21 protein-coding genes are annotated in these 22,606 nt (G+C 63.4%); 7 read left to right on the top strand and 14 right to left on the bottom strand.

Features of this window, described 5'->3' with window-relative positions:
- The first annotated feature begins 32 nt into the window (after window positions 1–32).
- The 3 genes from NKI10_RS04965 (at window position 33) to NKI10_RS04975 (ending at window position 1,319) form a co-directional block, all read left to right on the top strand.
- Entirely contained in the window at window positions 33–512 is a 480-nt protein-coding gene (locus tag NKI10_RS04965; RefSeq protein WP_023828556.1) for a carboxymuconolactone decarboxylase family protein, read from the top strand.
- A 74-nt stretch (window positions 513–586) separates the two neighbouring features.
- A complete protein-coding gene (locus NKI10_RS04970) occupies window positions 587–949 on the top strand; it encodes a nuclear transport factor 2 family protein (protein ID WP_023688799.1) in 363 nt (120 codons plus the stop codon).
- 55 nt (window positions 950–1,004) lie between these two features.
- On the top strand, window positions 1,005–1,319 hold the full coding sequence (locus NKI10_RS04975) for a hypothetical protein (protein WP_023738143.1): 315 nt from the start codon (window positions 1,005–1,007) through the stop codon (window positions 1,317–1,319).
- A 28-nt stretch (window positions 1,320–1,347) separates the two neighbouring features.
- On the opposite strand, the gene NKI10_RS04980 is transcribed toward NKI10_RS04975, so the two are convergent.
- The 10 genes from NKI10_RS04980 to NKI10_RS05025 all read right to left on the bottom strand — a co-directional run bounded on the left by NKI10_RS04980 (window position 1,348) and on the right by NKI10_RS05025 (window position 11,061).
- Window positions 1,348–2,046, bottom strand: a complete 699-nt coding sequence (locus NKI10_RS04980; RefSeq protein ID WP_023755750.1) for a DUF3592 domain-containing protein — start codon at window positions 2,044–2,046, stop codon at window positions 1,348–1,350.
- A gap of 153 nt (window positions 2,047–2,199) precedes the next feature.
- The gene (locus tag NKI10_RS04985) at window positions 2,200–3,627 is read right to left on the bottom strand and encodes a gamma-aminobutyraldehyde dehydrogenase (RefSeq protein WP_352858936.1); all 1,428 of its coding nucleotides are present in this window, start codon (window positions 3,625–3,627) and stop codon (window positions 2,200–2,202) included.
- A gap of 105 nt (window positions 3,628–3,732) precedes the next feature.
- Entirely contained in the window at window positions 3,733–4,548 is an 816-nt protein-coding gene (locus NKI10_RS04990) for an ABC transporter permease (protein ID WP_352858937.1), read from the bottom strand.
- Window positions 4,538–5,503, bottom strand: a complete 966-nt coding sequence (locus tag NKI10_RS04995; RefSeq protein ID WP_352858939.1) for an ABC transporter permease — start codon at window positions 5,501–5,503, stop codon at window positions 4,538–4,540. The genes NKI10_RS04990 and NKI10_RS04995 overlap by 11 nt, the downstream gene beginning before the upstream one ends.
- Window positions 5,504–5,723: 220 nt before the next feature.
- A complete protein-coding gene (locus tag NKI10_RS05000; protein ID WP_023831169.1) occupies window positions 5,724–6,722 on the bottom strand; it encodes an ABC transporter ATP-binding protein in 999 nt (332 codons plus the stop codon).
- A gap of 207 nt (window positions 6,723–6,929) precedes the next feature.
- Entirely contained in the window at window positions 6,930–8,084 is a 1,155-nt protein-coding gene (locus tag NKI10_RS05005; RefSeq protein ID WP_023692632.1) for an ABC transporter substrate-binding protein, read from the bottom strand.
- A 210-nt stretch (window positions 8,085–8,294) separates the two neighbouring features.
- Window positions 8,295–9,206, bottom strand: coding sequence for a LysR family transcriptional regulator (locus NKI10_RS05010; RefSeq protein WP_023673412.1), 912 nt, complete (start codon window positions 9,204–9,206; stop codon window positions 8,295–8,297).
- An 80-nt stretch (window positions 9,207–9,286) separates the two neighbouring features.
- Window positions 9,287–9,898 (bottom strand): DedA family protein, encoded by a 612-nt coding sequence (locus NKI10_RS05015; protein WP_352858941.1) that lies wholly within the window; start codon window positions 9,896–9,898, stop codon window positions 9,287–9,289.
- Between the two features lie 55 nt (window positions 9,899–9,953).
- Complete coding sequence (locus NKI10_RS05020) at window positions 9,954–10,139, bottom strand: hypothetical protein (RefSeq protein ID WP_156933986.1); 186 nt, start codon at window positions 10,137–10,139, stop codon at window positions 9,954–9,956.
- Between the two features lie 157 nt (window positions 10,140–10,296).
- The gene (locus NKI10_RS05025) at window positions 10,297–11,061 is read right to left on the bottom strand and encodes a DeoR/GlpR family DNA-binding transcription regulator (protein ID WP_023685103.1); all 765 of its coding nucleotides are present in this window, start codon (window positions 11,059–11,061) and stop codon (window positions 10,297–10,299) included.
- Window positions 11,062–11,481: 420 nt separating this feature from the next.
- Between NKI10_RS05025 and NKI10_RS05030 the strand changes: the two genes are divergently transcribed.
- Together NKI10_RS05030 and NKI10_RS05035 are read left to right on the top strand one after the other, a co-directional pair.
- On the top strand, window positions 11,482–12,366 hold the full coding sequence (locus NKI10_RS05030; protein WP_352763628.1) for a phosphotransferase: 885 nt from the start codon (window positions 11,482–11,484) through the stop codon (window positions 12,364–12,366).
- Complete coding sequence (locus NKI10_RS05035) at window positions 12,363–14,816, top strand: GcvT family protein (protein ID WP_352858944.1); 2,454 nt, start codon at window positions 12,363–12,365, stop codon at window positions 14,814–14,816. Before NKI10_RS05030 ends, NKI10_RS05035 begins: the two co-directional genes overlap by 4 nt.
- Window positions 14,817–14,828: 12 nt before the next feature.
- On the opposite strand, the gene NKI10_RS05040 is transcribed toward NKI10_RS05035, so the two are convergent.
- A complete protein-coding gene (locus NKI10_RS05040; protein WP_352858946.1) occupies window positions 14,829–15,461 on the bottom strand; it encodes a class I SAM-dependent DNA methyltransferase in 633 nt (210 codons plus the stop codon).
- A 106-nt stretch (window positions 15,462–15,567) separates the two neighbouring features.
- Here NKI10_RS05040 and NKI10_RS05045 point away from each other — a divergent pair, with 106 nt between their 5' ends.
- Window positions 15,568–16,470 carry a phosphotransferase gene (locus NKI10_RS05045; RefSeq protein WP_352858947.1) on the top strand — a complete coding sequence of 301 codons (903 nt, stop codon included), beginning with the start codon at window positions 15,568–15,570 and terminating at the stop codon, window positions 16,468–16,470.
- A gap of 1 nt (window position 16,471) precedes the next feature.
- Here the strand turns inward: NKI10_RS05045 and NKI10_RS05050 are convergent, their stop codons facing one another.
- Entirely contained in the window at window positions 16,472–17,395 is a 924-nt protein-coding gene (locus NKI10_RS05050) for a DMT family transporter (protein ID WP_352496895.1), read from the bottom strand.
- Window positions 17,396–17,467: 72 nt separating this feature from the next.
- Window positions 17,468–18,748 (bottom strand): amidohydrolase family protein, encoded by a 1,281-nt coding sequence (locus tag NKI10_RS05055; protein WP_352858949.1) that lies wholly within the window; start codon window positions 18,746–18,748, stop codon window positions 17,468–17,470.
- Between the two features lie 175 nt (window positions 18,749–18,923).
- On the opposite strand from NKI10_RS05055, the gene NKI10_RS05060 reads away from it, so the two are divergent.
- Window positions 18,924–20,681, top strand: a complete 1,758-nt coding sequence (locus NKI10_RS05060) for an ABC transporter ATP-binding protein (RefSeq protein ID WP_352811522.1) — start codon at window positions 18,924–18,926, stop codon at window positions 20,679–20,681.
- A gap of 67 nt (window positions 20,682–20,748) precedes the next feature.
- Here NKI10_RS05060 and ilvD read toward each other — a convergent pair whose 3' ends face one another.
- On the bottom strand, window positions 20,749–22,593 hold the full coding sequence (gene ilvD / locus NKI10_RS05065; protein WP_352858951.1) for a dihydroxy-acid dehydratase: 1,845 nt from the start codon (window positions 22,591–22,593) through the stop codon (window positions 20,749–20,751).
- Between the last annotated feature and the right edge of the window lie 13 nt (window positions 22,594–22,606).

The raw sequence follows: 22,606 nt of genomic DNA on the forward strand, positions 1-22,606 counted from the left end.
CGCCGGGAAAGGCACTGCGAACGGAGGATGCAATGCTGAAGTCAAACAGGTCGATCAAATCGCTGGTGATAGCGGCAGGCGTTGGCGCGCTGTTCACGATCGCTCCCGCCAGGGCCGAGGATGCCTCGGCGGCCGCCGCCTACAAGGACATCGAGGCGACGCTCGGCTCGGTGCCGGACATGTTCAAGACGCTGCCCGATGTCGCCGTTGCCGGCGCCTGGGCCGAGATCAAGGGTGTGCAGCTCAACCCCAAGACCGCGCTCGACGGCAAGACCAAGGAACTGCTGGGGCTGGCCGTCGCCTCGCAGATCCCCTGCCAGTACTGCATCTATTTCCACACCGAGGCCGCCAAGCTCAACGGCGCGACCGATGAGGAGATCAAGGAGGCGATCGCGATGGCGGCCATCGTGCGTCACTGGTCGACGATGCTCAACGGCAGCCAGGTCAATTTCGCGACGTTCAAACAGCAGACCGACGGCGTGTTCGCAGCCGTCAAAGCCAAGTCGCAGTGAAATAAAATGCCGGGCGGTGCCGCCGGGCAGTGCTTGATCATCAACCGCCCGATCGACGGGCCATGGAGGAAGAAATGCTGACAAAGACGCAAAGCGTGGACGGCGCGGCGATCAAGAAAGCGATCGAAGGACGGGACGGCAGGATGCTGGCGAGCTTCTATGCCGACGACGCACTGGTGCGGGTGATCGACCGCAACAATCCGCCGAGCAAGCCGCGCGAGATCCGCGGCCGGGCGGCGATCAGCACGTTCTGGGACGACATCTGCAGCCGGGCGATGACCCACAAGGTCGACACCACCATCGCCGATGGCGACAATCTCGCCTTCACCCAGGCCTGCGCCTATCCGGACGGAACGAAAGTGTTCTGCGCGGCGATGCTGGAGCTGAAGAATGGGCGGATTGCACGACAGACCGTCGTGCAGGCCTGGGACGAGTAGTTGCACCGCGAAAAGATCAACCGCGGTTTGGGCCGCAAAACTGGAGGAGACAAAAATGTTCAGCGCCAGATGGCAGATCGACGCCAAGTTCGGGCACAAGCAGACCGTACTCGACCTGTTGAAGAAATGGGAACGCGAGATCGGCTCTCAGGTCGGCATTGCCGATCTCGAGTTCCAGATCATGACCGGTTCGGTCGGAGCTCGGGAAGCGACGGTCGAATCGCATCATCAGGTCGAAAGCCTTGCCCAGTTGGAGGGATTCTTCGCCAGGATCGGCAAGATCGACGCGCACGCCAAATGGGGCAAGGAGATGGAGCCCTACGTCGTTTCAGGCACCAGCCTTTGGAACATCTACCGCATCGTGGAGTAGCCGTGGCAGGTGCAGCAGTTTTCGGCCATCAGTTGCGGCGGCCGAAACTCGTCCGCTGCCCGGAAAACCGCCCTTCCCTGGCCAATCCGGCAGCCGCGACACGTGCCGGCTGATTGGGCAATGTGGCCTGCTTGGCCAGGGCCGCCGCTATCAAGGCGTCGGCCTGGCGCGCGCGCTGGTCCGCGCCGGCATCTCCGGCAGGGTTGCCCGCCACGGCGGAGGTCGACATCCGCCGGCGGGGTTTGAAAGCAAGATAGAGAAGCAACGCGCCGAGCAGTCCAGCCCCAATGACGATCGTCAAACGGGTGCCGGTCATGCCGGTGCGTTCGATCTGGGTGGGGTTGGCGGGGTTCTGGACGACGGTGAGCTTGTCGCCGACCTGCGGTTCGCGGGCACCGTTCTTGTTCAGCTCCATCGTGGCCTCGACGGCGTCGGCGCCGGTGCCGACGCGCAAGGTGCCGGTGAATTTCTGGGTCACCTTCCACTCTTTGTCAGCATGAACCGTCTTGAACGCATCCACCAGTTCGCACGGGATCGTGGCGGTGCTGACGGTCTTGTAGACAATCTTGTGGGTGGTCGATTCCATGTCGCATTCGACATTGACCGCGAGGATTTCAGCAGGCGCCTCGGGCCAGCCGCTCTTCTTGATCATGTCCTTGCCGCCGAACACAGCGATCAGCAGACAGAAGCCGGCAATGAGTACCAGCTTGATCTTGGTCGTGTTCATGCGCAAACCCCTCGCCGCGCGGTTTCCCGGCAAGAGGCTGCTCGTTCAGGTTGAATATTCAGTAAATCGTGAACTCCCGCCGTACCGCAAAAGTAACTCACGATTAATATACAGAAAACGCGGTGGCGAATATTTTAGAGATAGTGGCGGCCTCTACCCATGCGCCACCATCACATGACGAACGGCGGTATAATCCTCCAGCGCATAGAGAGACATGTCCTTGCCGTAGCCAGACTGCTTCAACCCGCCATGCGGCATCTCGTTGGTCAGCATGAAATGGGTGTTGATCCAGGTGCAGCCATATTGCAGACGGGCGGCCGTCGCCATGGCGCGCGAGACGTTCTTGGTCCACACCGAGGATGCCAGGCCGTAGTCGCTGTCATTGGCCCAGTTCACGGCTTCATCGATTTCGGAGAAGCGGGTGATGGAGACGACCGGACCGAACACTTCGCGGCGCACGATCTCGTCTTCCTGCAGCGCGCCGGCAACCACCGTCGGCTGGTAATAGAAGCCGGAGCCTTCGCCGGGCTTGCCGCCGGTGGTGATCTCGATGTGCTTCAGTTCCGAAGCGCGCTCGACGAAGCTCGAGACGCGATCGCGCTGGCGGCGCGAGATCAGCGGCCCGATTTCGTTTTCGGTGTCATCGGGCTGGTTGTATTTGATGGTCGAGACGGCAGAAGAGAGATCGGCGACGAGCTTGTCGTAGATCTTCTTGCCGGCATAGATGCGGCAAGCGGCTGTACAATCCTGCCCGGCATTGTAGTAGCCGAAAGCGCGCAGGCCGTTGACCACGGCGCCGAGGTCGGCGTCGTCGAAAACGATGACCGGCGCCTTGCCGCCGAGTTCCAGATGCGTGCGCTTGACCGACTTGGCGGCGGCCTGCAGCACCTTCTTGCCTGTGGCGACGTCGCCGGTGATCGAAATCATGTTGACCTTGGCGTGATTAATCAGCGTGTTGCCGACGCTGTCGCCGCGGCCGAGCACGACATTGACGACGCCCTCGGGCAGAACCTCGGCCAGGATCCTGGCCAGCTTCAGCGCCGTCAGCGGCGTCTGCTCCGACGGCTTGAAGACGACGGTGTTGCCGCCGGCAATGGCCGGCGCCAGCTTCCAGGCCATCATCATCAGTGGATAGTTCCACGGCGCGATGGAAGCGACGATGCCGATCGGGTCGCGCCGCACCATCGAGGTGTGGCCGGGCAGATATTCGCCGGCGACCACGCCCGGCATTGAACGTACCGCGCCGGCAAAGAAGCGATAGCAGTCGACGATCGCCGGGATTTCGTCATTGAGCACGGCGTTGATCGGCTTGCCGCAATTCAGCGCCTCGAGCGCCGCGAACTCCCGCGCGTTGGCCTCGATGCGGTCGGCGATCTTGAGGAGATAGCCGGAGCGCTGCGCCGGCGTTGTGCGTGACCACAAGACGAACGCTCGCTCGGCGGCAGTAACAGCCGCCTCGATCTGCGCCTGGCTGGCTTCAGGCAGGTTGAGAATGGTCGCCCCGGTCTTTGGATTCAGAATCGGCTCCTCGGTCTCGGTGCCGTTCTCGAAGCTCGAGCCGATCAGCATCTGGGTGTCCATGCAGGTTCTCCTCGGTCAGGAGCGAGTAGCGAATAGCGAGTAGCGAACAGGGCTGGTCGTGCAATCTCCCCTATTCGCTATTCGCTACTCCCTATTCGCTGTTCTTCATTTGCCCGAACCGGCGATCTGGTCGCCGTCGCGGGTCAGGTAATAGGCGGCAAGGATGGGCAGCAGCGTCACCAGCACCACGACCATGGCGACGACATTGGTGACCGGACGCTGGCGTGGGCGGATCAGCTCTTCCAGCATCCAGATCGGCACTGTCTGCTGCTGGCCGGCGGTGAAGGTGGTGACGATGACCTCGTCGAAGGAGAGCGCGAAGGCGAGCATCCCCCCGGCAAGCAGAGCGGTGGCGATGTTGGGCAGCACGACGTGCCGGAAGGTCTGGAAGCCGTCGGCGCCGAGATCCATCGAGGCCTCGATCATCGAGCCCGATGACCGGCGGAAACGGGCGACCGCATTGTTGTAGACGACGACAACGCAGAAGGTGGCGTGGCCGAGCACGATCGTCCAGAACGAGAACGGTATGTCGGCGAGCGAGAAGGCGGAGCGCAATGCGATGCCGGTGATGATGCCGGGCAGTGCGATCGGCAGGATGACGAGCAGCGAGATGGTCTCGCGGCCGAAGAATTTCGTCCGCGACACGGCGGCGGCGCACAGCGTGCCCAGGATCAAGGCAATCGCCGTCGAGATGACGGCGACGCGGACCGACAGCGACAGCGCCTGCCAGACATCAGGGCGGTTCCAGGTGACGGCAAACCATTGCGTGGTCAGCCCCGGCGGCGGCCAGACGAAGCTCTTCTCTTCCGTGGTGAAGGCATAGACGAAGATCAGCAGGATCGGCAGGTGCAGGAAGAGCAGGCCGCAAGCGGCTGCGATCTTGAGGCCGAGCGGGGCGGATTGCGAACCGTCAGAGCGCATCGAAGGCCCCCATGCGCTTGGCGCCCCAGAGATAGAAACCCATGATGACGATGGGCACGACGGTGAAGGCGGCGGCGAGCGGGATGTTGCCGGCTGTGCCCTGCTGCGAATAGACGGCCTGGCCGATAAACAGCCGCGACGTGCCGATGATCTGCGGGATGATGTAGTCGCCCAGCGTCAGCGAGAAGGTGAAGATCGAGCCGGCGACGATGCCGGGCAGCGCCAGCGGGAACAGCACGTTGCGGAAGGTCTGGCCCGGCGACGCCCCGAGATCGGAGGACGCCTCGACCAGATTGCCGGGCACGCGCTCCAACGCCGCCTGCACCGGCAGGATCATGAACGGCAGCCAGACATAGACGAAGGCGATGAAGGTTCCGGTGGCGGAGACCGACAGGGAATTGCCGCCGACGACCGGCAGCGACAGCCAGCCATCGAGCATCCAAAGCAGATGCAATTTGGCCAGCAGCCAGGTCAGAATGCCTTCCTTGGCGAGGATCAACTTCCAAGCGTAGATCTTGACGAGGTAGCTCGACCACAGCGGCAGCATGATTCCGAGATAAAACAGCGCCTTCCACCGGCCGCGGGCATAGCGCGCCGCGTAATAGGCAATGGGGAAGGCGATGACGGCGGAGGCCAGCGTGACCAGAACCGCCATCGTCACCGTGCGCAGGATGATGTCGAGATTGGCGGGCTGGAACAGGTCGCCATAGGTCTTCAGCGTGAACTCATGGTTGATGAGGCCGGAAAATTCGTCGATCGAGAAGAAGCTCTGCGCCAGAAGTGCGAACAGCGAACCGATATAGACGACGCCGAGCCACAGCACCGGCGGCGCCAACATGAGGAACAGCAGGAGTTGCGGCTTGCGCCAGAACAGGTCGGACAGCGCACCGCGCACGCCGCCGCTGCCGGGCAGGATGGCGGGGGCGGTGGTTGAGTCGAGCGCGGCGATGGTCATGGGGCGCTCGCGTGCTGAAGGAACCGTGAGAGGCAGCGTTCCTTCACACCCCCCTCTGTCCTGCCGGACATCTCCCCCTCAAGGGGGGAGATCAGCAGGTTCGCTGCCCCGCCAAATCCCCAACGTTGAAGATTGGCGAAACCGGGAGGAACAGCCAATCTCCCCCCTTGAGGGGGAGATGTCCGGCAGGACAGAGGGGGGTGCTTGGCGCAAACCTCAATCATGCCGGCTCGTCCATCAAATGCAAATGCTCGCGGTTGAAGGTCAGCACCACCGCTTCGCCTTCCGCCGGCAGTTTCGTGCCGGCCGGCACGATGGCGTGCAGCCTCAGGCCATCAGCGTCCAACGCCAGTTTTGTGGTAGCGCCGAGATAGTTGGTTCCGACCAGGCGCGCGGCAACCCCTTCGCCTTTCGCAATGCTGCCGATGCGGATGGATTCGGGACGCAGGCTGCCCCAGCGGTGCTCACCGGAATAGCGGTGGACGAAATCCGGCGGCAACACATTGGAGGAGCCGACGAAATCGGCGACGAAGCGTGTCCTGGGCCGCTGGTAGATTTCTTCCGGCGTGCCGATCTGCATGATCTTGCCGTCATTGAAGACGGCAACGCGGTCGGCCATCGACAGCGCTTCGCCCTGATCATGGGTGACGAAGACGAAGGTGATGCCGAGCGCCTTCTGCAGCGACTTCAGCTCTTCCTGCATGTTCTCGCGCAGCTTGAGGTCGAGCGCGCCGAGCGGCTCGTCGAGCAAAAGCACCTTGGGCTGGTTGACCAGCGCACGGGCCAGCGCGACGCGCTGGCGTTGGCCGCCGGAGAGCTGGCCGGGACGGCGGGCGCCATAGCCCGGCAGGCGCACCAGCGACAGCGCTTCTTCCGCCGCCTTCTGTCGTTGCGGCTTGGCGATGCCCTTGACCATCAGCCCGTAGCCGACATTGTCGAGCACGTTCAAATGCGGAAACAGCGCGTAGTCCTGGAACACGGTGTTGACGTTGCGGCGATAGGGCGGCACGCCCTCGGCGCGTTCGCCGAAGATCGAGATCGAGCCCGATGTCGGCTGCTCGAAGCCGGCGATGAGGCGCAGGCAGGTCGTCTTGCCTGACCCCGACGGACCGAGCATGGCGAAGAACTCGCCGGGCACGATGTCGAGATCGACCGCATCGACGGCGCGCACGCTGCCGAAATGGCGAGAGACTTTCTGGAAGGAAACGGCCGATGTCATGGGCTGTCCGTCTGTTGCCGGTTTGTGGTTCGTCGAAATAGCTCTTGCCGCCACCAATCAGGCCAGCGGGCACGGCACTTCACCTCCCCCTCGATGGGGGAGGTCGCGGCGAAGCCGCGGGTGGGGTGACTAGCACCGGACGTCAGCGTTGCCCCCACCCCGACGCTGCGCGTCGACCCTCCCCACAAGGGGGAGGGTTAAGGGAGCTCACCGCCCGCCGATGACGCCGATATAGTCGGACACCCAGCGGTAGTAGGGCACGCACTGGTCGTTCTGGGTGGCGCACTTCGAGACCGGCGTCTTCCAGAACTTGATCTTGTCGAAGTTCTCGTAGCCGTTGGTCTTGCAGCCTTCCTCGCCGAGCAGCTCGTTGCCCTTGCAGGCAGCGGGCACCACGGGGAGCGAGCCGAACCAGGCCGAGACATCGCCTTGCACCTTGGGCGACAGCGAATGCTCAAGCCACATATAGGCGCAGTTGGGATGCGCGGCGTCGGCCTCCATCATGGTGGTGTCGGCCCAGCCGGTGACGCCTTCTTCCGGCACGGTCGAGGCGACCGGCTTCTTGGCGGCAACCAGCGTGTTGACCTGGTAAGGCCACGAACCGGAAGCGACGACGCCTTCGTTCTGGAAGTCGTCGACCTGGATGGCGGCGTCATGCCAGTAGCGGCCGACCAGCGTCCGCTGAACACGCAGCAGCTCGAGCGCTGCCTTGTACTGGTCTTCGTTCAATTCGTACGGGTCCTTGATGCCGAGTTCCGGCTTGTGGAACATCAAATAGTTGGCGGCGTCGGCGATGTGGATCGGGCCGTCATAGGCCTGGACGCGGCCCTTGTTGGACTTGCCGTCCGGCAGGTTCATTTCCTCGAAGACGACGTTCCAGCTCTTGGGCGCTTCCTTGAAGACATCGGTGTTGTACATCAGGATGTTCGGGCCCCACTGATAGGGAACGCCGTAATGCACCTTGTCGACGGTGAACCAGGGCGCATCCTTCAGACGGTCGTCTACCGCCTTCCAGCTCGGGATGAGATCGGTGTTGATCGGCTGCACGCGCTTGCCGGCAACGAGGCGCAGCGATGCGTCACCCGAAGCGGTGACTAGATCGAACCCACCCTCATTCATCAGCGAGACCATCTCGTCGGAGGTGTTCGCGGTCTTGACGTTGACCTTGCAGCCGCTCTCCTTCTCGAAGGAGGTCACCCAGTCATAGCCCTTGTCGGTTTCGCCGCGCTCGATGTACCCCGGCCAGGCAACGATGCTGACCTCCCCTTCGCCCTTGCCAAGTTCCTTGACCTGGGCGACGGCCTGACCGGAAAAGGTCAGCGCGACCGTCAAGGCGGTGCACGTCTTCAGGAATGAATTCATCGTCAATCTCCCATTTTGGCGCCTGACTGCGAAGCGAGTCGCCGCCGCGGTCAGCCGCAGGCTGAAAAGCGTCAGTTCATCCGATGGCACGTTGCCGCTCTGATGGCGGCTTTCGTCCCTGACATGAAAGTGCTCGGAAAATTCCGGTTTCGCAAATTCATTTATCAGAAACGCGATATCGGTTTTTCCGATAGATAACCACGCACCCTATCAACGCTGCTGGCGTACCATACGCTGCGACTGGGCAAGGCCGATGAAGTCGCGCGACGCCTGCGGCAGACCGGAGCCGCGGCGCCAGACCATGCCGACCTGGACGACCGGCAGGGAACCCGAAATGTCGCGCGATTCGATGCGGTCGCCTTCCAGCGACCACGGCCGGTAGACTAGGTCGGGCAGCAACGCCACGCCCGCACCTGTGGCGACGAGGCTGCGAACGGCTTCGACCGAGCGGGTGCGAAAGGCGACATGCGGCCTGGCGCCGATCGCCGCCAGAAGCTTGCCGGTGTTCTCCTCGATCTCGTCGACGGTCAGCATGATCAGCGGCTCGCCGGCAATGTCGCCTATGCCGATAATGTCGGCGCTGGCCAGCTTGTGGCCGAGCGGGACCCACAGCCGGTAGGCCGAGACCTCGAGGATTTCCGACTGCAGCGCGGTGCGGTCGCGCAAATTGGAGGTGACCATGACGGCAATGTCGAGCTTGCCGCCGATCAGCAGATGTTCGAGATAGTCGCCATTGTCCTCGATGGCCGAGACATCGACGCCGGGATAGGCGCGGCGGTAGCGCGCCAGCAGATCGGACAGCACATAGCCCGCGACCAGCGAGGTGACGCCGAGCTGCAGGCGCCCGCCGGCCACCACCTGGTCGTCGGAAAAAGCGCGGCGCGCGTCGGAGACGTCGGCCAGGATCTTGGTCGCATGGCGCAGGAACTGGTGGCCTTTGTGGGTAATGTTGAGGCCACGCGGATGGCGCTCGAACAATTCGACGCCGAGATCGCTCTCCAGCTCCTTGATCGCCTCGGTGACCGAGGATTGCGAGATGGAGAGGTTTTGTGCGGCGCCCGACACCGTGCCTTGCTCGGCGACGGCAATGAAGAACTGCAGCTGGCGGATGGTGAAAGCCATGGCCGGACTAAACACCGGCGCGCCGGGGAAGGAAAGCCGAAGGCGGAGCTTATACCCATACGGCTTGAGGCGCCTCCTGGTCAGCCGAACCCGAGGCGCCGCCGGCAGGCAGGACCGTAGCGAAGCGCGAGCATAAACGCCGTCTCCAGCGCCAAAACGATGACGATGATGCGAAAGCCGATGGCATAGGAATCCTGGCCGCTGCCGCGCATAAGGTAGCCGGTGACGAGGAAGCCGGTGTTCCACAAAGTGGCGCCGAGCAGCGTCGCCGCCGCGAAGGGCAAGAGTGGAAGACGGAGCGCGCCGGCCGCGATCGGCAGATAGTTGCGAACCGTCGGGATGAACTGCGCCAGCAAGGAGACCCGGACATGATGGCGGCGGTAGGCCTGACCAAGCTTGCTGTAGGTCGCATAGCGCAAGCAGACATATTTGCCGAAACGCTCGACCAGCCTGTCGGCACGATCCAATCCAATCCTACGGCCCACACTATACCAGACAAGGCAGCCTGTGATGGCGGACAGCGTCGTCACCAGGAGCAGAATCGCCAGCCCCAGGAGATCGGAGGCTGCCGTCATGCCGAGGAACAGCAGCAGCACATGCGAGGGCGGCAGCGGCAGGATCTTTTCAGTGAAGGCGAGACAGCCGACACCAAGCAGGCCGAAGCCCAGGATCGCCGACAGTGGATCAGTCATGCGAAGCGCCAGTCATAGGTTTTGAGGTTCTTGATCCTGGACACCTTATACACCGTCATACACCGTCGCCGGCGGAAAGTTGCGGAATATCCGGCCAAGCCGGGTCCGCTTCCAGGTCGGAGCGCGCAAGCGTCCAGGAAAGACAAGGCATCGTTTGCAGCATGGTGGCCTCATTGCTGATGCGGGCGATTCGCCCGGCCCGCATTTCGACGAGGCGCTGTTTGCGGCTGCCAAGTTGCATGGACATTGCGAAGAGCGGGATGATTGAAAAACAATTTTTCACCAGAACGACATCTTATGCGGCCGGCGACGCGGCGCGCATGATGCACAACATCGCCTTCGTGGTATCGGGTGGCGGCATGGGCCGGGATCGCGGCGCGCCAGTCGCTGGTGTTTGGCTAGGCCGCAGCGATGCTGAGGCGCGCTCCAGCCTCGGCAAGTGCCGAGGCAATGTCGCGCGGCGGCGGCTGGTCGGTGGCGAGTTCGGAAAAACCGTCGAAGCCGCAGACCTGGACCAGACCCTGGCGACCGAACTTGGTGTGGTCGGTGATGACCAGCGAGCGCTGGCCGCGCGACAGCACCATGCGGGCGAACTCCGCCTCTTCCAGATCGTAGTCGGCAAGGCCTGCGGCGGCATCGACGGCGCCGATCGAAATCACCGCATGGCTGACCGAGAAGCGGCTGACGAAATCGATCGCCGAGGCGCCGAAGGCGGCCCCGGAATCGCTGCGCAATTCGCCCCCGGCCATATAGACCTTGTTGCCGTTGACGGTGGCCAGCGTGCGGGCGATATCGGACGAGTTGGTGACGACCGTCAGCCGCCGGTGGCCGAGCAGTTCGCGGGCCAGGAACGAGGTCGTGGTGCCGGTGTCCAGCATGACCGATTCACCGTCGCGAATGGTGGCAGCGACCATGCGGGCGATCAGCCGCTTGGCCTCGGCATTGTCGCGCATGCGCCGCTCGAAGGGCGCTTCGCCGGCCATCGACGGCAGGCCGATGGCGCCATGCATCTTGAGCACCGAGCCATTGCCGGTCAGTGGCTTGACATCCCGGCGCACCGTTTCAAGCGAAACCCCCAGCCGGTCGGCGAGGCTGGCAATGGTGACGGTGCCCTCTTCCTTGAGGAGGCGGAGGATTTCGCCATGCCGTTTCGAATGGATCATCTGACTTCCTCAATTTGCGGCCTGCCCGGTTTTAGGGCAATGCCGCCGTTTTTAAAGGAATTGCTCGTGGTTTCGGGCAAAACACCCAAAAAAAGTCACAACATTTCATTGACAGTTAGGTAGCACTGGCGTGACATTGACGGCGTGACAGCTTCGGAACTGCCACGGGAGGGTGATGGCAGAGCCGCAATTCACGGACCGGACCGTCTGGCCAGACCGTCTGGGTTTGAACTGGCACAAAAGTTTCTCAAATCCGCGGGGGCGGAGACCGGGTATCAAAACCTGGCCAGAGGGGCTCGTCGGTGCGGCGCGGGATAGGAGTTCCTGCGTCCCGCACCGACGAGATTTTTTGCGTTTCCCAACGCTCGTTGCGCGGCGCATGGCGCCCAAGAAAGCTCCGCAAAAGTCAGGGATGGTCCCGTGACTGCTGAAGACCGCATCCGGGCCTTGCCCTGCTGGAACGGCAACATCGACATTGCGCCGCTGCCGGGCGGCCTCAGCAACGCCAATTATCTGGTCAAGGACGCAGCCGGGCGGCATGTCGTGCGCTTCGGCCAGGACTATCCATTTCACCACGTCTTTCGCGACCGCGAGGTGATGACGGCCCGCGCGGCGCACGCCGCAGGCTTCGCGCCGGCGGTCCGCCATTCCGAACCCGGCATTATGGTCACGGAATTCCTCGGCGCGAAAACCTTTGTCGCCGAGGATGTGCGCGCCAATATCGGCCGCGTCGCAGCCCTTATGCGCGGGTTCCATCGCGAGATGCCCAATCACATCTCCGGCGCCGGCTTCATGTTCTGGGTCTTCCATGTCATCCGCGACTATGCGCGAACGCTGAGCGAAGGCGGCAGCCGCAAGCGGGACGAGCTGCCCAGGCTGCTGGCGCTGGCCGACGAACTGGAGCGGGCGCAGAAGCTGCTGCCGATCGTGTTCGGCCACAATGATCTTTTGCCGGCAAATATCCTCGACGATGGCGACAGGTTGTGGCTCATCGATTTCGAATATGCCGGTTTCAACACCGCTATGTTCGATCTTGCCGGCGTTGCCTCCAACGCCGAGATGAGCGACGCGGAGTCCTTCACTTTCCTCACGGCGTATTTCATGCGCGAGCCGGATGAGGCGATCCGCCGCTCGCACGCGGCCATGCAATGCGCCTCGCTGCTGCGCGAGGCGATGTGGAGCATGGTTTCCGAACTTTACCTCGACGCGCCCGGCATCGACTACGTCGCCTACACCGCGGAGAACCTGACGCGGCTCGACGGGGCGCTGGACAATTACCGCACGAAGTACGGGACACAGTCATGACATTGCCTACACATGCCGGCATCGTCGTCATCGGCGGCGGCATTATCGGCTGTTCGACGGCCTATCACCTGGCACGCGACCACAAGGCCGATGTCGTGCTGCTGGAACAGGGGAAGCTGACCTCGGGTTCGACCTGGCACGCGGCCGGGCTGGTCGGCCAGCTGCGCTCGTCCGCCTCGATCACCCGCGTGCTCAAATATTCGGTCGAGCTCTACAAGGGGCTGGAAGCCGAAACCGGGCTCGCTACCGGCTGGAAGATGACCGGGTGCCTCAGGCTTGCGACCAATGCCGACCGCTGGACCGAATATAAACGGCTGGCGACGACGGCCAGGAGCTTCGGCATGGACATGCAGTTGCTGTCGCCGGGGGAGGTCAAAAAGATGTGGCCGCTGCTGGAGACCGGCGACCTCGTCGGCGCCTCCTGGCTGCCGACCGATGGGCAGGCCAGCCCCTCCGACATCACGCAGTCGCTGGCCAAGGGCGCGCGCATGCATGGCGCCAAGCTGTTCGAGGACGTCCGCGTTACCGGCTTTGACATGACGGACGGGCACATCACCGCGGTGAAGACCAACAAGGGCGACATTGCTTGCGACAAGGTGGTGAACTGCGCCGGGCAATGGTCACGCCAGGTCGGCGCGATGGCCGGCATTTGCGTGCCGCTGCAACCGGTCAAGCACCAGTACATCATAACCGAGAAGATCGACGGGCTGGCGACCGACGCGCCGACGATCCGCGATCCCGACCGCCGCACCTATTTCAAGGAAGAGGTCGGCGGGCTGGTGATGGGCGGCTATGAGCCGAACCCGCAGGCCTGGGCGACCGGCCTGCCCGGCGGCGATGTCCCCGATGACTGGGAGTTCCGCCTGTTCGACGACGACTACGATCATTTCGAACAGCATATGAGCCAGGCGATCGCGCGCGTGCCGGCGCTGGAGACGGTCGGCGTCAAGCAGATGATCAACGGGCCGGAGAGTTTTACGCCGGACGGCAATTTCATCCTCGGTGTCGCGCCCGAATGCGCCAACATGTTCGTCGGCGCCGGCTTCAACGCCTTCGGCATCGCTTCCGGCGGCGGCGCCGGCTGGGTGCTGGCGCAATGGGTTGTCGATGGTGAAGCGCCGCTCGACCTTTGGGTGGTCGACATCAGGCGCTTTTCCAATTTGCACCGCGACCGGCAATGGGTCAGCGATCGCACGCTGGAAGCCTATGGCAAGCATTACACGATCGGCTTTCCGCATGAGGAGTACGTCTCGGGCCGGCCGCGCATCGTCTCGCCGCTCTACGAGCGGCTGAAAGCGCACCGCGCGGTGTTCGGCTCCAAGCTCGGCTGGGAACGGCCGAACTGGTTCGCGCCGCAGGGCGCCACATCCGAAGACATTTATTCCATGGGCCGGCAGAACTGGTTTGGCCCGGTCGGCGAGGAGCATCGCCATGTGCGCGAGAAAGTCGGCATCTTCGACCAGTCGTCCTTCGCCAAATACGAAATGACGGGTTCGGATGCGGCTAAGGCGCTGGACTGGATCTGCGCCAACGATGTCGCCAAGCCGGTGGGACGGCTGACCTACACGCAGCTTCTCAACACGCGCGGCGGCATCGAGGCCGATTTGACGGTGGCCAGGCTCGCCGAAGACAAATTCTACGTCGTGACCGGCACCGGCTTCCGCACGCATGATCTCTCCTGGATCGGCGACCATGTCGGCAAGGGTCTCGACGTGACGCTGAAAGATGTCACTGAGGATTTCGGCACGCTGTCACTGATGGGGCCGCGGGCCCGCGACGTTCTGGCTGCCGTGACCGATGCCGATGTCTCGAACGCCGCCTTCCCGTTCGGCCATATCGGCGAGATCACGACCGCCGGCCATACGGTTCGGGCGCTGCGCGTCACCTATGTCGGCGAGCTTGGTTGGGAATTGCATGTGCCGATCGCCGCCACCGGCGAGATTTTCGACACGCTGATGGCGGCAGGCAAGCCGCACGGCATCCGGCCGATCGGCTACCGGGCGCTGGAATCACTTCGGCTGGAGAAAGGCTACCGCGCCTGGGGCTCCGACATCACCCCCAACGACACGCCTCAGGAGGCCGGCCTCGGCTGGGCGGTGAAGCTGAGGAAGAACACCGATTTCGTCGGCCGGCGGGCGCTCGAAAAGATCAGCGGCGCCGACCTGAAGAAACGCTTTGCCGGCTTCACGGTCGACGATCCCGATATCGTGCTGGTCGGGCGCGAGACGATTTTGCGCAATGGCGAACCGGTCGGCTATCTCACCAGCGGCGGTTATGGCTACACGCTGGCTAAGAACATCGGCTATGGCTATGTCCGCAACGCCGATGGCGTCAGCGACGATTTTCTCAGCTCAGGGGACTATGAGCTGGTGGTCGCGATGGAACGGACGCCGGCCAACATTCATCTCGAACCGATGTACGATTCTTCGATGAGCAGGATCAAGGCGTAGACGAAACCTGGATTAGCTCACACGGAGTACAAGGCCGCGGCTGGGCACGGTGTCAGCCTCGCCCGGCATCGAAACATAAGGCGCAGTCTCCTCGGCACGAACGACCCTGACCTCAGCCTCGAGCGCAGCGATGCGATCGGCAAAGCCGGCGTTCCACAGCGTGTTCTTGATGGTCAGCACGATGACGCCACCGGGACGGCAGACGCGGATCAGTTCGTCCAGTCCCTCGGCGCCGACATGGCCGGAGGTGAAAACGCCGGCTGAGACGATGCCGGCATAGGCATTGTCGGCAAAGGGCAGTGGCCCGCCGAGCGCCAGGCAATGCAGCGCCGAATAGACGCCCTTTGCCGCCGCTTTAGATAGCATGCCTTGCGAAATATCGAGCGCTTCGACCTGGGGATAGCCGGTGATGGCCAGCCACTCGCCGATCAGCCCGGTGCCGGCCCCGGCATCGAGAAGCGGGGCCGCGCCGCGCGGCAGATGCCGTGCGAGCAGGGCCAGGCAGATCGTCGGATGACGGTAGCCGGCGGCTGACATATCGGCATCGTAGGTCTCCGACCAATTGTCATAGATCGCGGCGACGTCCTCGGGCCGTTGCGCTGAATAGGCGGCGCCAAGCCCGCCATGATCCTTGTTGCCCGCCATGGCTGTTTCTCCGCCAGCTCGCTGCTCACCCTCGATCGGATGATAGCCAAACGGCGAAAACTGTGGAACCGTTGTCGCAAGAAATAACACGCCAAGGGCAACAGGCATGGGGACCGACGAGGCACGCGCAACACTTGCGGCAATTCCGGCATTAGCGGGCTACGACGGACCGCTGGAGCGGCTGGGCGGGATGACCAATCTCGTCTTTCGGGCCGGCGATATCTGCCTGCGTATCCCCGGCAAAGGCACCGAGGAGTATATCAACCGCGCCAATGAAGCGGTGGCGGCGCGTGAGGCGGCCAAAGCGGGCGTCAGCCCCGAAGTGCTGCATGTCGACCCCGCGACAGGCGTGCTGGCGAGCCGCTTCGTTGCCGGCGCCGTGACGATGTCGCCGGAAAAGTTCAAGCTGCGCGCCGGCAGCCCGGCCCGCGCCGGCGAAGCCTTCCGCAAGCTGCACACGTCCGGTGCGGTATTTCCGTTCCGCTTCGAGCTGTTTGCGATGATCGACGACTATCTCAAGGTCTTATCGACCAAGGAAGTCGCCTTGCCGCCGGGCTACCACGACGTGGTGCGCGAATCCGACACCGTGCGTGCGTCCCTTGCCGCGCATAGACTGCCGCTTGCGGCCTGCCATTGCGATCCACTGTGCGAGAATTTTCTCGATACGGGCGAGCGGATGTGGATCGTCGACTGGGAATATTCGGGGATGAACGACCCGCTCTGGGACCTCGGCGACCTCTCGGTCGAAGGCCGGTTCGACACCGCGCAGGAGGAAGAGATGATGCGCGCCTATTTCGGCGGCGAGGCAAAACCGGCCGAGCGCGGCCGCGTCGTCACCTACAAGGCGATGTGCGACCTGTTGTGGACGCTCTGGGGCCTTATCCAGCTTGCCAACAACAACCCGGTCGAGGATTTCCGCGCCTATGCCGACGGCCGCTTCGCCCGTTGCAAGGCGCTGATGGAAACGCCTGAGTTTTCACGGCATCTGGCGGCGGTGCGCCAAGGTTAGGTCAATTCACGCCTTTCGGCACGTTCTCCGGCGGCACGACTGTTTCGACCACCTTCTGGCGGTGGAAGATGAACAGGCCGGCGAGCACGACGATGGCCGAGCCGATCAGGATGCGCGGTCCCGGCACGTCGCCGAAGAAGGCCAGGCCGAAGATCACCGCCCATAGAAGCAGGCTGTAGTGCAGCGGCGCCAGCGTCGAGGCAGGGGCCAGTTTCAGCGCCCTAGTAATCATCAGATGCGCGCTGCAGGAGACGATGCCGAGCAGGAGCATGGCGCCGAAATCGAGTGCCGAGGGCGTCTGCCAGGCGCCTATGGTCATCACGCCGCCGACCAGCAGCGTGCCGATAGTCTGCCAGGTGACCAGCGTTGTGTCGCTGGTGCCGCGCAGGCGGCGGCTGAGGATGATGGCGAAGGCGAAGGCAATGCTGCCGACCAGCGCGAACAGCGAGGACTGCGAGAACGCCGCCGAAGAGGGTTTCAAGATGATCAGCACGCCGCAGAAGCCGACCAGGATGGCGGCCCAGCGGCGCCAGCCGACCTTTTCGCCGAGCAGGAAATGCGACAGCGCCGCCACATAGATCGGCCCGGCCATGTAGAAGCTCATCACATCGGCCAGCGGCAGATAGACGACGGCCGCGTAAAACAAGGCTGTGTCCACCGTGGTCGCCAGCACGCGCAGAATCTGGAGGACCGGCCGCTCCATCCGGAACAGTCTGCCGGCGCCCTGGTTGGCGATCATCGGGCCGAGCACGATGAAGGCGCCGATCGATCGGATCAGCACCACCTGACCGACCGAGAAGCTGGCGACCAGCCATTTGCCCATCGCGTCGTTCAGCGCGAACATAAAGTCGCCGGCCAGCATCAAAAGGATGCCGGCCAAAAGCACGTTCCTGATGGTAAAGGTGCGGACGAGCGACTGGGCCATGCGGCTCCCTAGCTGCAAGCGGTCGCTTTGACGAGGCAAATCGGTAAGACCAGCGGCGGAAATCGGCTGTTTCTACGCAGTTTTGTGCCGCCGGTTCACCTGTCCGGGACGGCCGGCGATCGACAGCCGTGTCTCCTGTTTCGTGCGCTCGGCCACCACCTTGCCCCTGGCGACGACGCACAGCCGTTCGGCACGTAACCTCAAGGCTTCGATCGGGTTGCCGGCATCGAGGATAACGAAGCTGGCGCGCTTGCCCACGGCAAGGCCGAGATGATCGAGGCCCATGATGGCGGCGTTGACGTTGGTGACCATGTCGAAGCAGCGTGCCATGTCGGCAGGGCTCGACATCTGAGCGACGTGAAGCCCCATGAAGGCGACGTCGAGCATGTCGGCGGTGCCCAGCGAATACCAGGGGTCGAGAACGCAATCCTGGCCCCAACCGACCCGGATGCCGAGCGCCAGCATCTCCTTGACCCGGGTCATCCCGCGGCGTTTGGGAAACGTGTCGTGGCGGCCCTGCAGCATGATGTTGATCAACGGATTGGGGATCGCCGAGACACCGGCCTCGGCGATCAGCGGCAGCAGCTTGGAGACGTAATAATTGTCCATCGAGTGCATCGAGGTGAGGTGCGAGCCGGCCACCTTGCCCTGCAGGCCAAGGCGCTGCGTCTCATAGGCAAGCTGCTCGATGTGGCGCGACAGCGGATCGTCGGTCTCGTCGCAATGCAGGTCGACCATCAGCCCGCGCTTAGCCGCGATTTCGCACAATTCGGTCACCGAGCGCGTGCCGTCGGCCATGGTGCGTTCGAAATGCGGGATGCCGCCGACGATGTCGACGCCCATGTCGAGCGCGCGCAGCGTGTTCTGGCGCGCCGTCGGCGAACGGTAAAAGCCATCCTGCGGGAAAGCGACCAGTTGCAGATCGATATAGGGCGCGACAATCTTCTTGACGTCGAGCAGCGCCTCGACCGCCAGCAACCGGTCGTCGCAGACATCGACATGGGTGCGGATGGCGAGCAGGCCCATCGAGACCGCCCAGTCGCAATAGGCGAGCGCCCGCTCGTGAACCGCGTCATGCGTCAGGAGCGGCTTCAGCTCGCCCCATAGCGAAATGCCCTCCAGCAGCGTACCCGAAGCGTTGATGCGTGGAATGCCGTAGGACAGCGTCGCATCCATATGGAAATGCGGATCGACGAAGGGCGGCGAGATCAGATTGCCACGGGCGTCGATCGACGTGCCGGCGCTGACATGCAGTTCGGGCTCTATGGCGACGATCGTCTCGCCGATGATGCCGAGATCGGCGACGGTGCCGTCGGGCAGCGTTCCGCCGCGCACAACAAGGTCGAAATCCATCTGCCGTCATCTCCCTGAAGCTCGAACGCCGTAATCGTGGCGTAAAAGACACCTTGCCGCAGCCGTTTGCCTTCGCCGAAGCGAAAGGTTCCATCCAGCCACAACTCGCTCTATAAGCCGCCTTTCGCCCCGGTGGCGAATCCGAAATTCGTCAGTCAGGCATGGGATCTGCCATTTGTTTCGCTTCTTCCGTTCGACGGAAAACCAGCGCCTTATCGCAAGGCTTTTGCGGGAATCCTTTCACGCGCATAGATTTGGCTACGCTGCGGCCATTCTGTCGATGCTGGTGGTGGCGGCAACGACAGCAGCCAGCGCCTATATGCTGCGCGAAATCACCAATGAATTCGTGGTTTACAAGCGGATTGGGCAGGTCAATCTGATCGCGGCGGCGACCGGAGCGATCTTCATTCTCAAGGGCTTCGCAAACTTCATCCAGGCCTACTTCATGAGCAGGGTCGGCAATGCCATCATCGCCGACCGGCAGCGCAAGATCTATGACAGCATTCTGGCACAAGGCATCGAATTCTATCATTCGACCTCTTCGTCCGAACTGATTTCGCGCATGACGAACAATGCCCAGGCCGCGCGCAGCGTGCTCGACCAAATCGTCACGTCCTATGTTCGCGATCTGGTGACGCTGGCTGCGCTGGTGGGGGTGATGGTCTGGCAGCAGCCGGCGCTGTCCCTCATCTGTCTGGTGATCGGGCCGATCGCCATTTACGGCGTCAATCGTATCCTGAAGCGCGTCCGAAAAATTGCCTCGCAAGAATTCCGTTCGCTCGGCCAGATCGTGCAGGTGATGCAGGAAACGGCGATCGGCGTGCGCGTCGTCAAATCCTTCGGTCTCGAAGGCGCCATGCGCAAGCGCATGTACAAGGCCGTGTCGGACGTGGAGAGCCGCGCCAACAACATCGCCACGCTGGAGGCCGCCACCAGCCCGGTTATGGAAACGCTTGCGGGGCTGGCCATCGCTGGCGCCGTTTTTGTCAGCGGCTTCCTGGTTCTGGGCGGCGGCGGTCAGATGCCGGGCAACATCATGGCCTTCATCGCGGCGCTGCTGTTGGCCTATGAGCCGGCCAAGCGCCTGGCCCGCGTACGCATCTCGCTTGAAACCGGCATTGTCGGCGTGCGCATGATGTTCCAGCTCGCCGACCGGCCGCTGACGCTGGCCGAAAAGCCGGATGCAAAGCCGCTGCGGGCCGGGCCGGGCGAGATCCATTTCGACAATGTCAGCTTCGCGTACCCCGAAAGCGCGCCGGTGTTCGAGGGACTGGACCTGACGCTTGCCGCCGGCAAGATGACGGCGCTGGTCGGACCCTCGGGCAGCGGCAAGTCGACCATCCTCAACCTGATCATGCGCATGTACGACCCGCAGGTCGGCAAGGTGATGTTCGATGGCCAGGACATTTCTTGTGCCACGCTCACCTCGGTCAGGGAAAAGATCGCGTATGTCAGCCAGGACACGTTCCTGTTTGCCGGCACGATCATGCACAACATCAGGCTCGGGCGCGAGGGCGCCACCGACGAAGAAGTAATGGCCGCCGCAAGGGCCGCCAATGCACATGACTTCATCAGCGCCCAGGCGAAAGGCTACGACACGGATGTCGGCGAGAATGGCGCGCTGCTGTCAGGCGGCCAGCGCCAGCGCATCTCGATCGCACGCGCCATGCTGCGCAATGCCGAAATCCTGCTTCTGGACGAGGCGACCAGCGCGCTCGACGCCGAATCCGAGGCGCTTTTCCGCGACGCGCTGCAGCAGCTGACGGTCGGGCGCACCACCATCGTCATTGCCCACCGGCTGTCGACCGTGCACCAGGCCGACACGATCGTGGTGCTGGAGGCCGGCAAGGTGGTGGAAAGCGGCGCGCATCGCACGCTGCTCAACCAGGGCGGGCTGTATCAGAAGCTTTACGAATATCAGCTGATGCCGTGAGCTTTACCCTCCCCCTTGTGGGGAGGGTCGCTGCGCAGCAGCGGGGTGGGGGTCGGCGCCGCACCCCTCACTCCGGAACGTGCCTCACCGCGCCCTTGTCGGCGCTGGTGGCGAAGGCGGCGTAAGCGCGCAGCGCGGTCGTCACCTTGCGCTTGCGCTTTTCCTCGGGCTTCCAGGCCATGGCGCCCTTTGCCTCCATGGCCGCGCGGCGCGCATCTAGCTCGGCGTCACTGACCGCCAGACGTATGGTGCGGTTGGGGATGTCGATCTCGATCGTGTCGCCCTCTTGCACCAGCCCGATCAATCCGCCTTCGGCCGCCTCCGGTGAGGTATGGCCGATCGACAGGCCTGATGTGCCGCCGGAGAAGCGGCCGTCGGTGACCAGCGCGCAGGCTTTGCCGAGGCCTTTCGACTTCAGATAGCTCGTGGGATAGAGCATTTCCTGCATGCCGGGACCGCCGCGCGGTCCTTCATAGCGGATGACGACAACATCGCCGGCCTTGATCTCGTTGGACAGGATCGCCTTGACGGAGGCGTCCTGGCTTTCGAACACGCGGGCCGAGCCGGTGAACTTCAGGATCGATTCATCGACGCCCGCGGTCTTCACGATGCAGCCGTCGAGCGCCAGATTGCCTTTCAGCACGGCGAGGCCGCCGTCTTTCGAGAACGGCGTCTTGGCTGAGCGGATGACGCCCTTCTCGCGGTCGAGATCGAGCTCGTCCCAGCGGCGGTCCTGGCTGAAGGCGACCTGCGTCGGCACGCCCCCCGGAGCGGCGAGAAAGAAGTCGCGGACGCTCTGGCTCGAGGTGCGGGAGATGTCCCAGTGGTCGAGCGCTTCGCCGAGGCTCGCCGTATGCACCGTGGGCAGGTCGCGATTGAGCAGCCCGGCATTGTCGAGCTGGCCAAGGATGGCCATGATGCCGCCGGCGCGGTGGACGTCTTCCATATGCACGTCGGACTTGGCCGGTGCGACCTTGCATAGCACCGGAACCCGCCGTGACAGCCGGTCGATGTCTTCCATGGTGAAGTCGACTTCGCCCTCGTGCGCGGCGGCCAGGATATGCAGCACGGTGTTGGTCGAGCCTCCCATGGCGATGTCGAGCGTCATGGCGTTCTCGAAGGCGCCCTTGGAGGCGATGCTGCGCGGCAGTGCGGACTCATCATCCTGCTCGTAGTAGCGCTGGGCGAGATCGACGATGAGATGGCCGGCCTCGACGAACAGCCGCTTGCGGTCGGCGTGGGTTGCCAGGGTCGAGCCGTTGCCGGGTAGCGACAGGCCGAGCGCCTCGGTCAGGCAATTCATCGAATTGGCGGTGAACATGCCGGAGCACGAGCCGCAGGTCGGGCAGGCCGAGCGTTCGATGACCTTGACGTCCTCGTCGGAGATCTTGTCGTCGGCGGCGGCAACCATGGCGTCGACCAGGTCGAGCGCCTGTGTCTTGCCGGCGAGCACCACCTTGCCGGCTTCCATCGGCCCCCCGGAGACGAAGACGCTTGGGATATTGAGGCGCAAGGAGGCCATCAGCATGCCGGGCGTGATCTTGTCGCAATTGGAGATGCAGACCATGGCATCGGCGCAATGCGCGTTGACCATGTATTCGACCGAGTCCGCGATCAGCTCGCGCGACGGCAGCGAATAGAGCATGCCGTCATGGCCCATGGCGATGCCGTCATCGACGGCGATGGTGTTGAATTCCTTGGCGACGCCGCCGGCCTTCTCGATCTCGCGCGCCACCAGCTGGCCAAGGTCCTTCAGATGGACATGACCCGGCACGAACTGGGTGAAGGAATTGACCACCGCGATGATCGGCTTGCCGAAATCCGAGTCCTTCATGCCGGTGGCGCGCCACAGGCCGCGGGCGCCGGCCATGTTGCGGCCGTGGGTGGTGGTGCGGGAGCGATAGGCAGGCATGAATTTTCCTTGG

Origin of the sequence: Mesorhizobium sp. M0802, assembly GCF_040320115.1 — a bacterium.
Lineage (GTDB): Bacteria > Pseudomonadota > Alphaproteobacteria > Rhizobiales > Rhizobiaceae > Mesorhizobium.

Coding starts and splice junctions, on each gene's coding strand:
- NKI10_RS05010 (WP_023673412.1), bottom strand. CDS start 9,206: ATGGCTTTCACCATCCGCCAGCTGCAGTTCTTCATTGCCGTCGCCGAG.
- NKI10_RS05025 (WP_023685103.1), bottom strand. CDS start 11,061: ATGATCCATTCGAAACGGCATGGCGAAATCCTCCGCCTCCTCAAGGAA.
- NKI10_RS05020 (WP_156933986.1), bottom strand. CDS start 10,139: ATGCAACTTGGCAGCCGCAAACAGCGCCTCGTCGAAATGCGGGCCGGG.
- NKI10_RS05045 (WP_352858947.1), top strand. CDS start 15,568: ATGGGGACCGACGAGGCACGCGCAACACTTGCGGCAATTCCGGCATTA.
- NKI10_RS05055 (WP_352858949.1), bottom strand. CDS start 18,748: ATGGATTTCGACCTTGTTGTGCGCGGCGGAACGCTGCCCGACGGCACC.
- ilvD (WP_352858951.1), bottom strand. CDS start 22,593: ATGCCTGCCTATCGCTCCCGCACCACCACCCACGGCCGCAACATGGCC.
- NKI10_RS05005 (WP_023692632.1), bottom strand. CDS start 8,084: ATGAATTCATTCCTGAAGACGTGCACCGCCTTGACGGTCGCGCTGACC.
- NKI10_RS04975 (WP_023738143.1), top strand. CDS start 1,005: ATGTTCAGCGCCAGATGGCAGATCGACGCCAAGTTCGGGCACAAGCAG.
- NKI10_RS05040 (WP_352858946.1), bottom strand. CDS start 15,461: ATGGCGGGCAACAAGGATCATGGCGGGCTTGGCGCCGCCTATTCAGCG.
- NKI10_RS05000 (WP_023831169.1), bottom strand. CDS start 6,722: ATGACATCGGCCGTTTCCTTCCAGAAAGTCTCTCGCCATTTCGGCAGC.
- NKI10_RS04970 (WP_023688799.1), top strand. CDS start 587: ATGCTGACAAAGACGCAAAGCGTGGACGGCGCGGCGATCAAGAAAGCG.
- NKI10_RS04990 (WP_352858937.1), bottom strand. CDS start 4,548: ATGCGCTCTGACGGTTCGCAATCCGCCCCGCTCGGCCTCAAGATCGCA.
- NKI10_RS04985 (WP_352858936.1), bottom strand. CDS start 3,627: ATGGACACCCAGATGCTGATCGGCTCGAGCTTCGAGAACGGCACCGAG.
- NKI10_RS05015 (WP_352858941.1), bottom strand. CDS start 9,898: ATGACTGATCCACTGTCGGCGATCCTGGGCTTCGGCCTGCTTGGTGTC.
- NKI10_RS04995 (WP_352858939.1), bottom strand. CDS start 5,503: ATGACCATCGCCGCGCTCGACTCAACCACCGCCCCCGCCATCCTGCCC.
- NKI10_RS04965 (WP_023828556.1), top strand. CDS start 33: ATGCTGAAGTCAAACAGGTCGATCAAATCGCTGGTGATAGCGGCAGGC.
- NKI10_RS05035 (WP_352858944.1), top strand. CDS start 12,363: ATGACATTGCCTACACATGCCGGCATCGTCGTCATCGGCGGCGGCATT.
- NKI10_RS04980 (WP_023755750.1), bottom strand. CDS start 2,046: ATGAACACGACCAAGATCAAGCTGGTACTCATTGCCGGCTTCTGTCTG.
- NKI10_RS05050 (WP_352496895.1), bottom strand. CDS start 17,395: ATGGCCCAGTCGCTCGTCCGCACCTTTACCATCAGGAACGTGCTTTTG.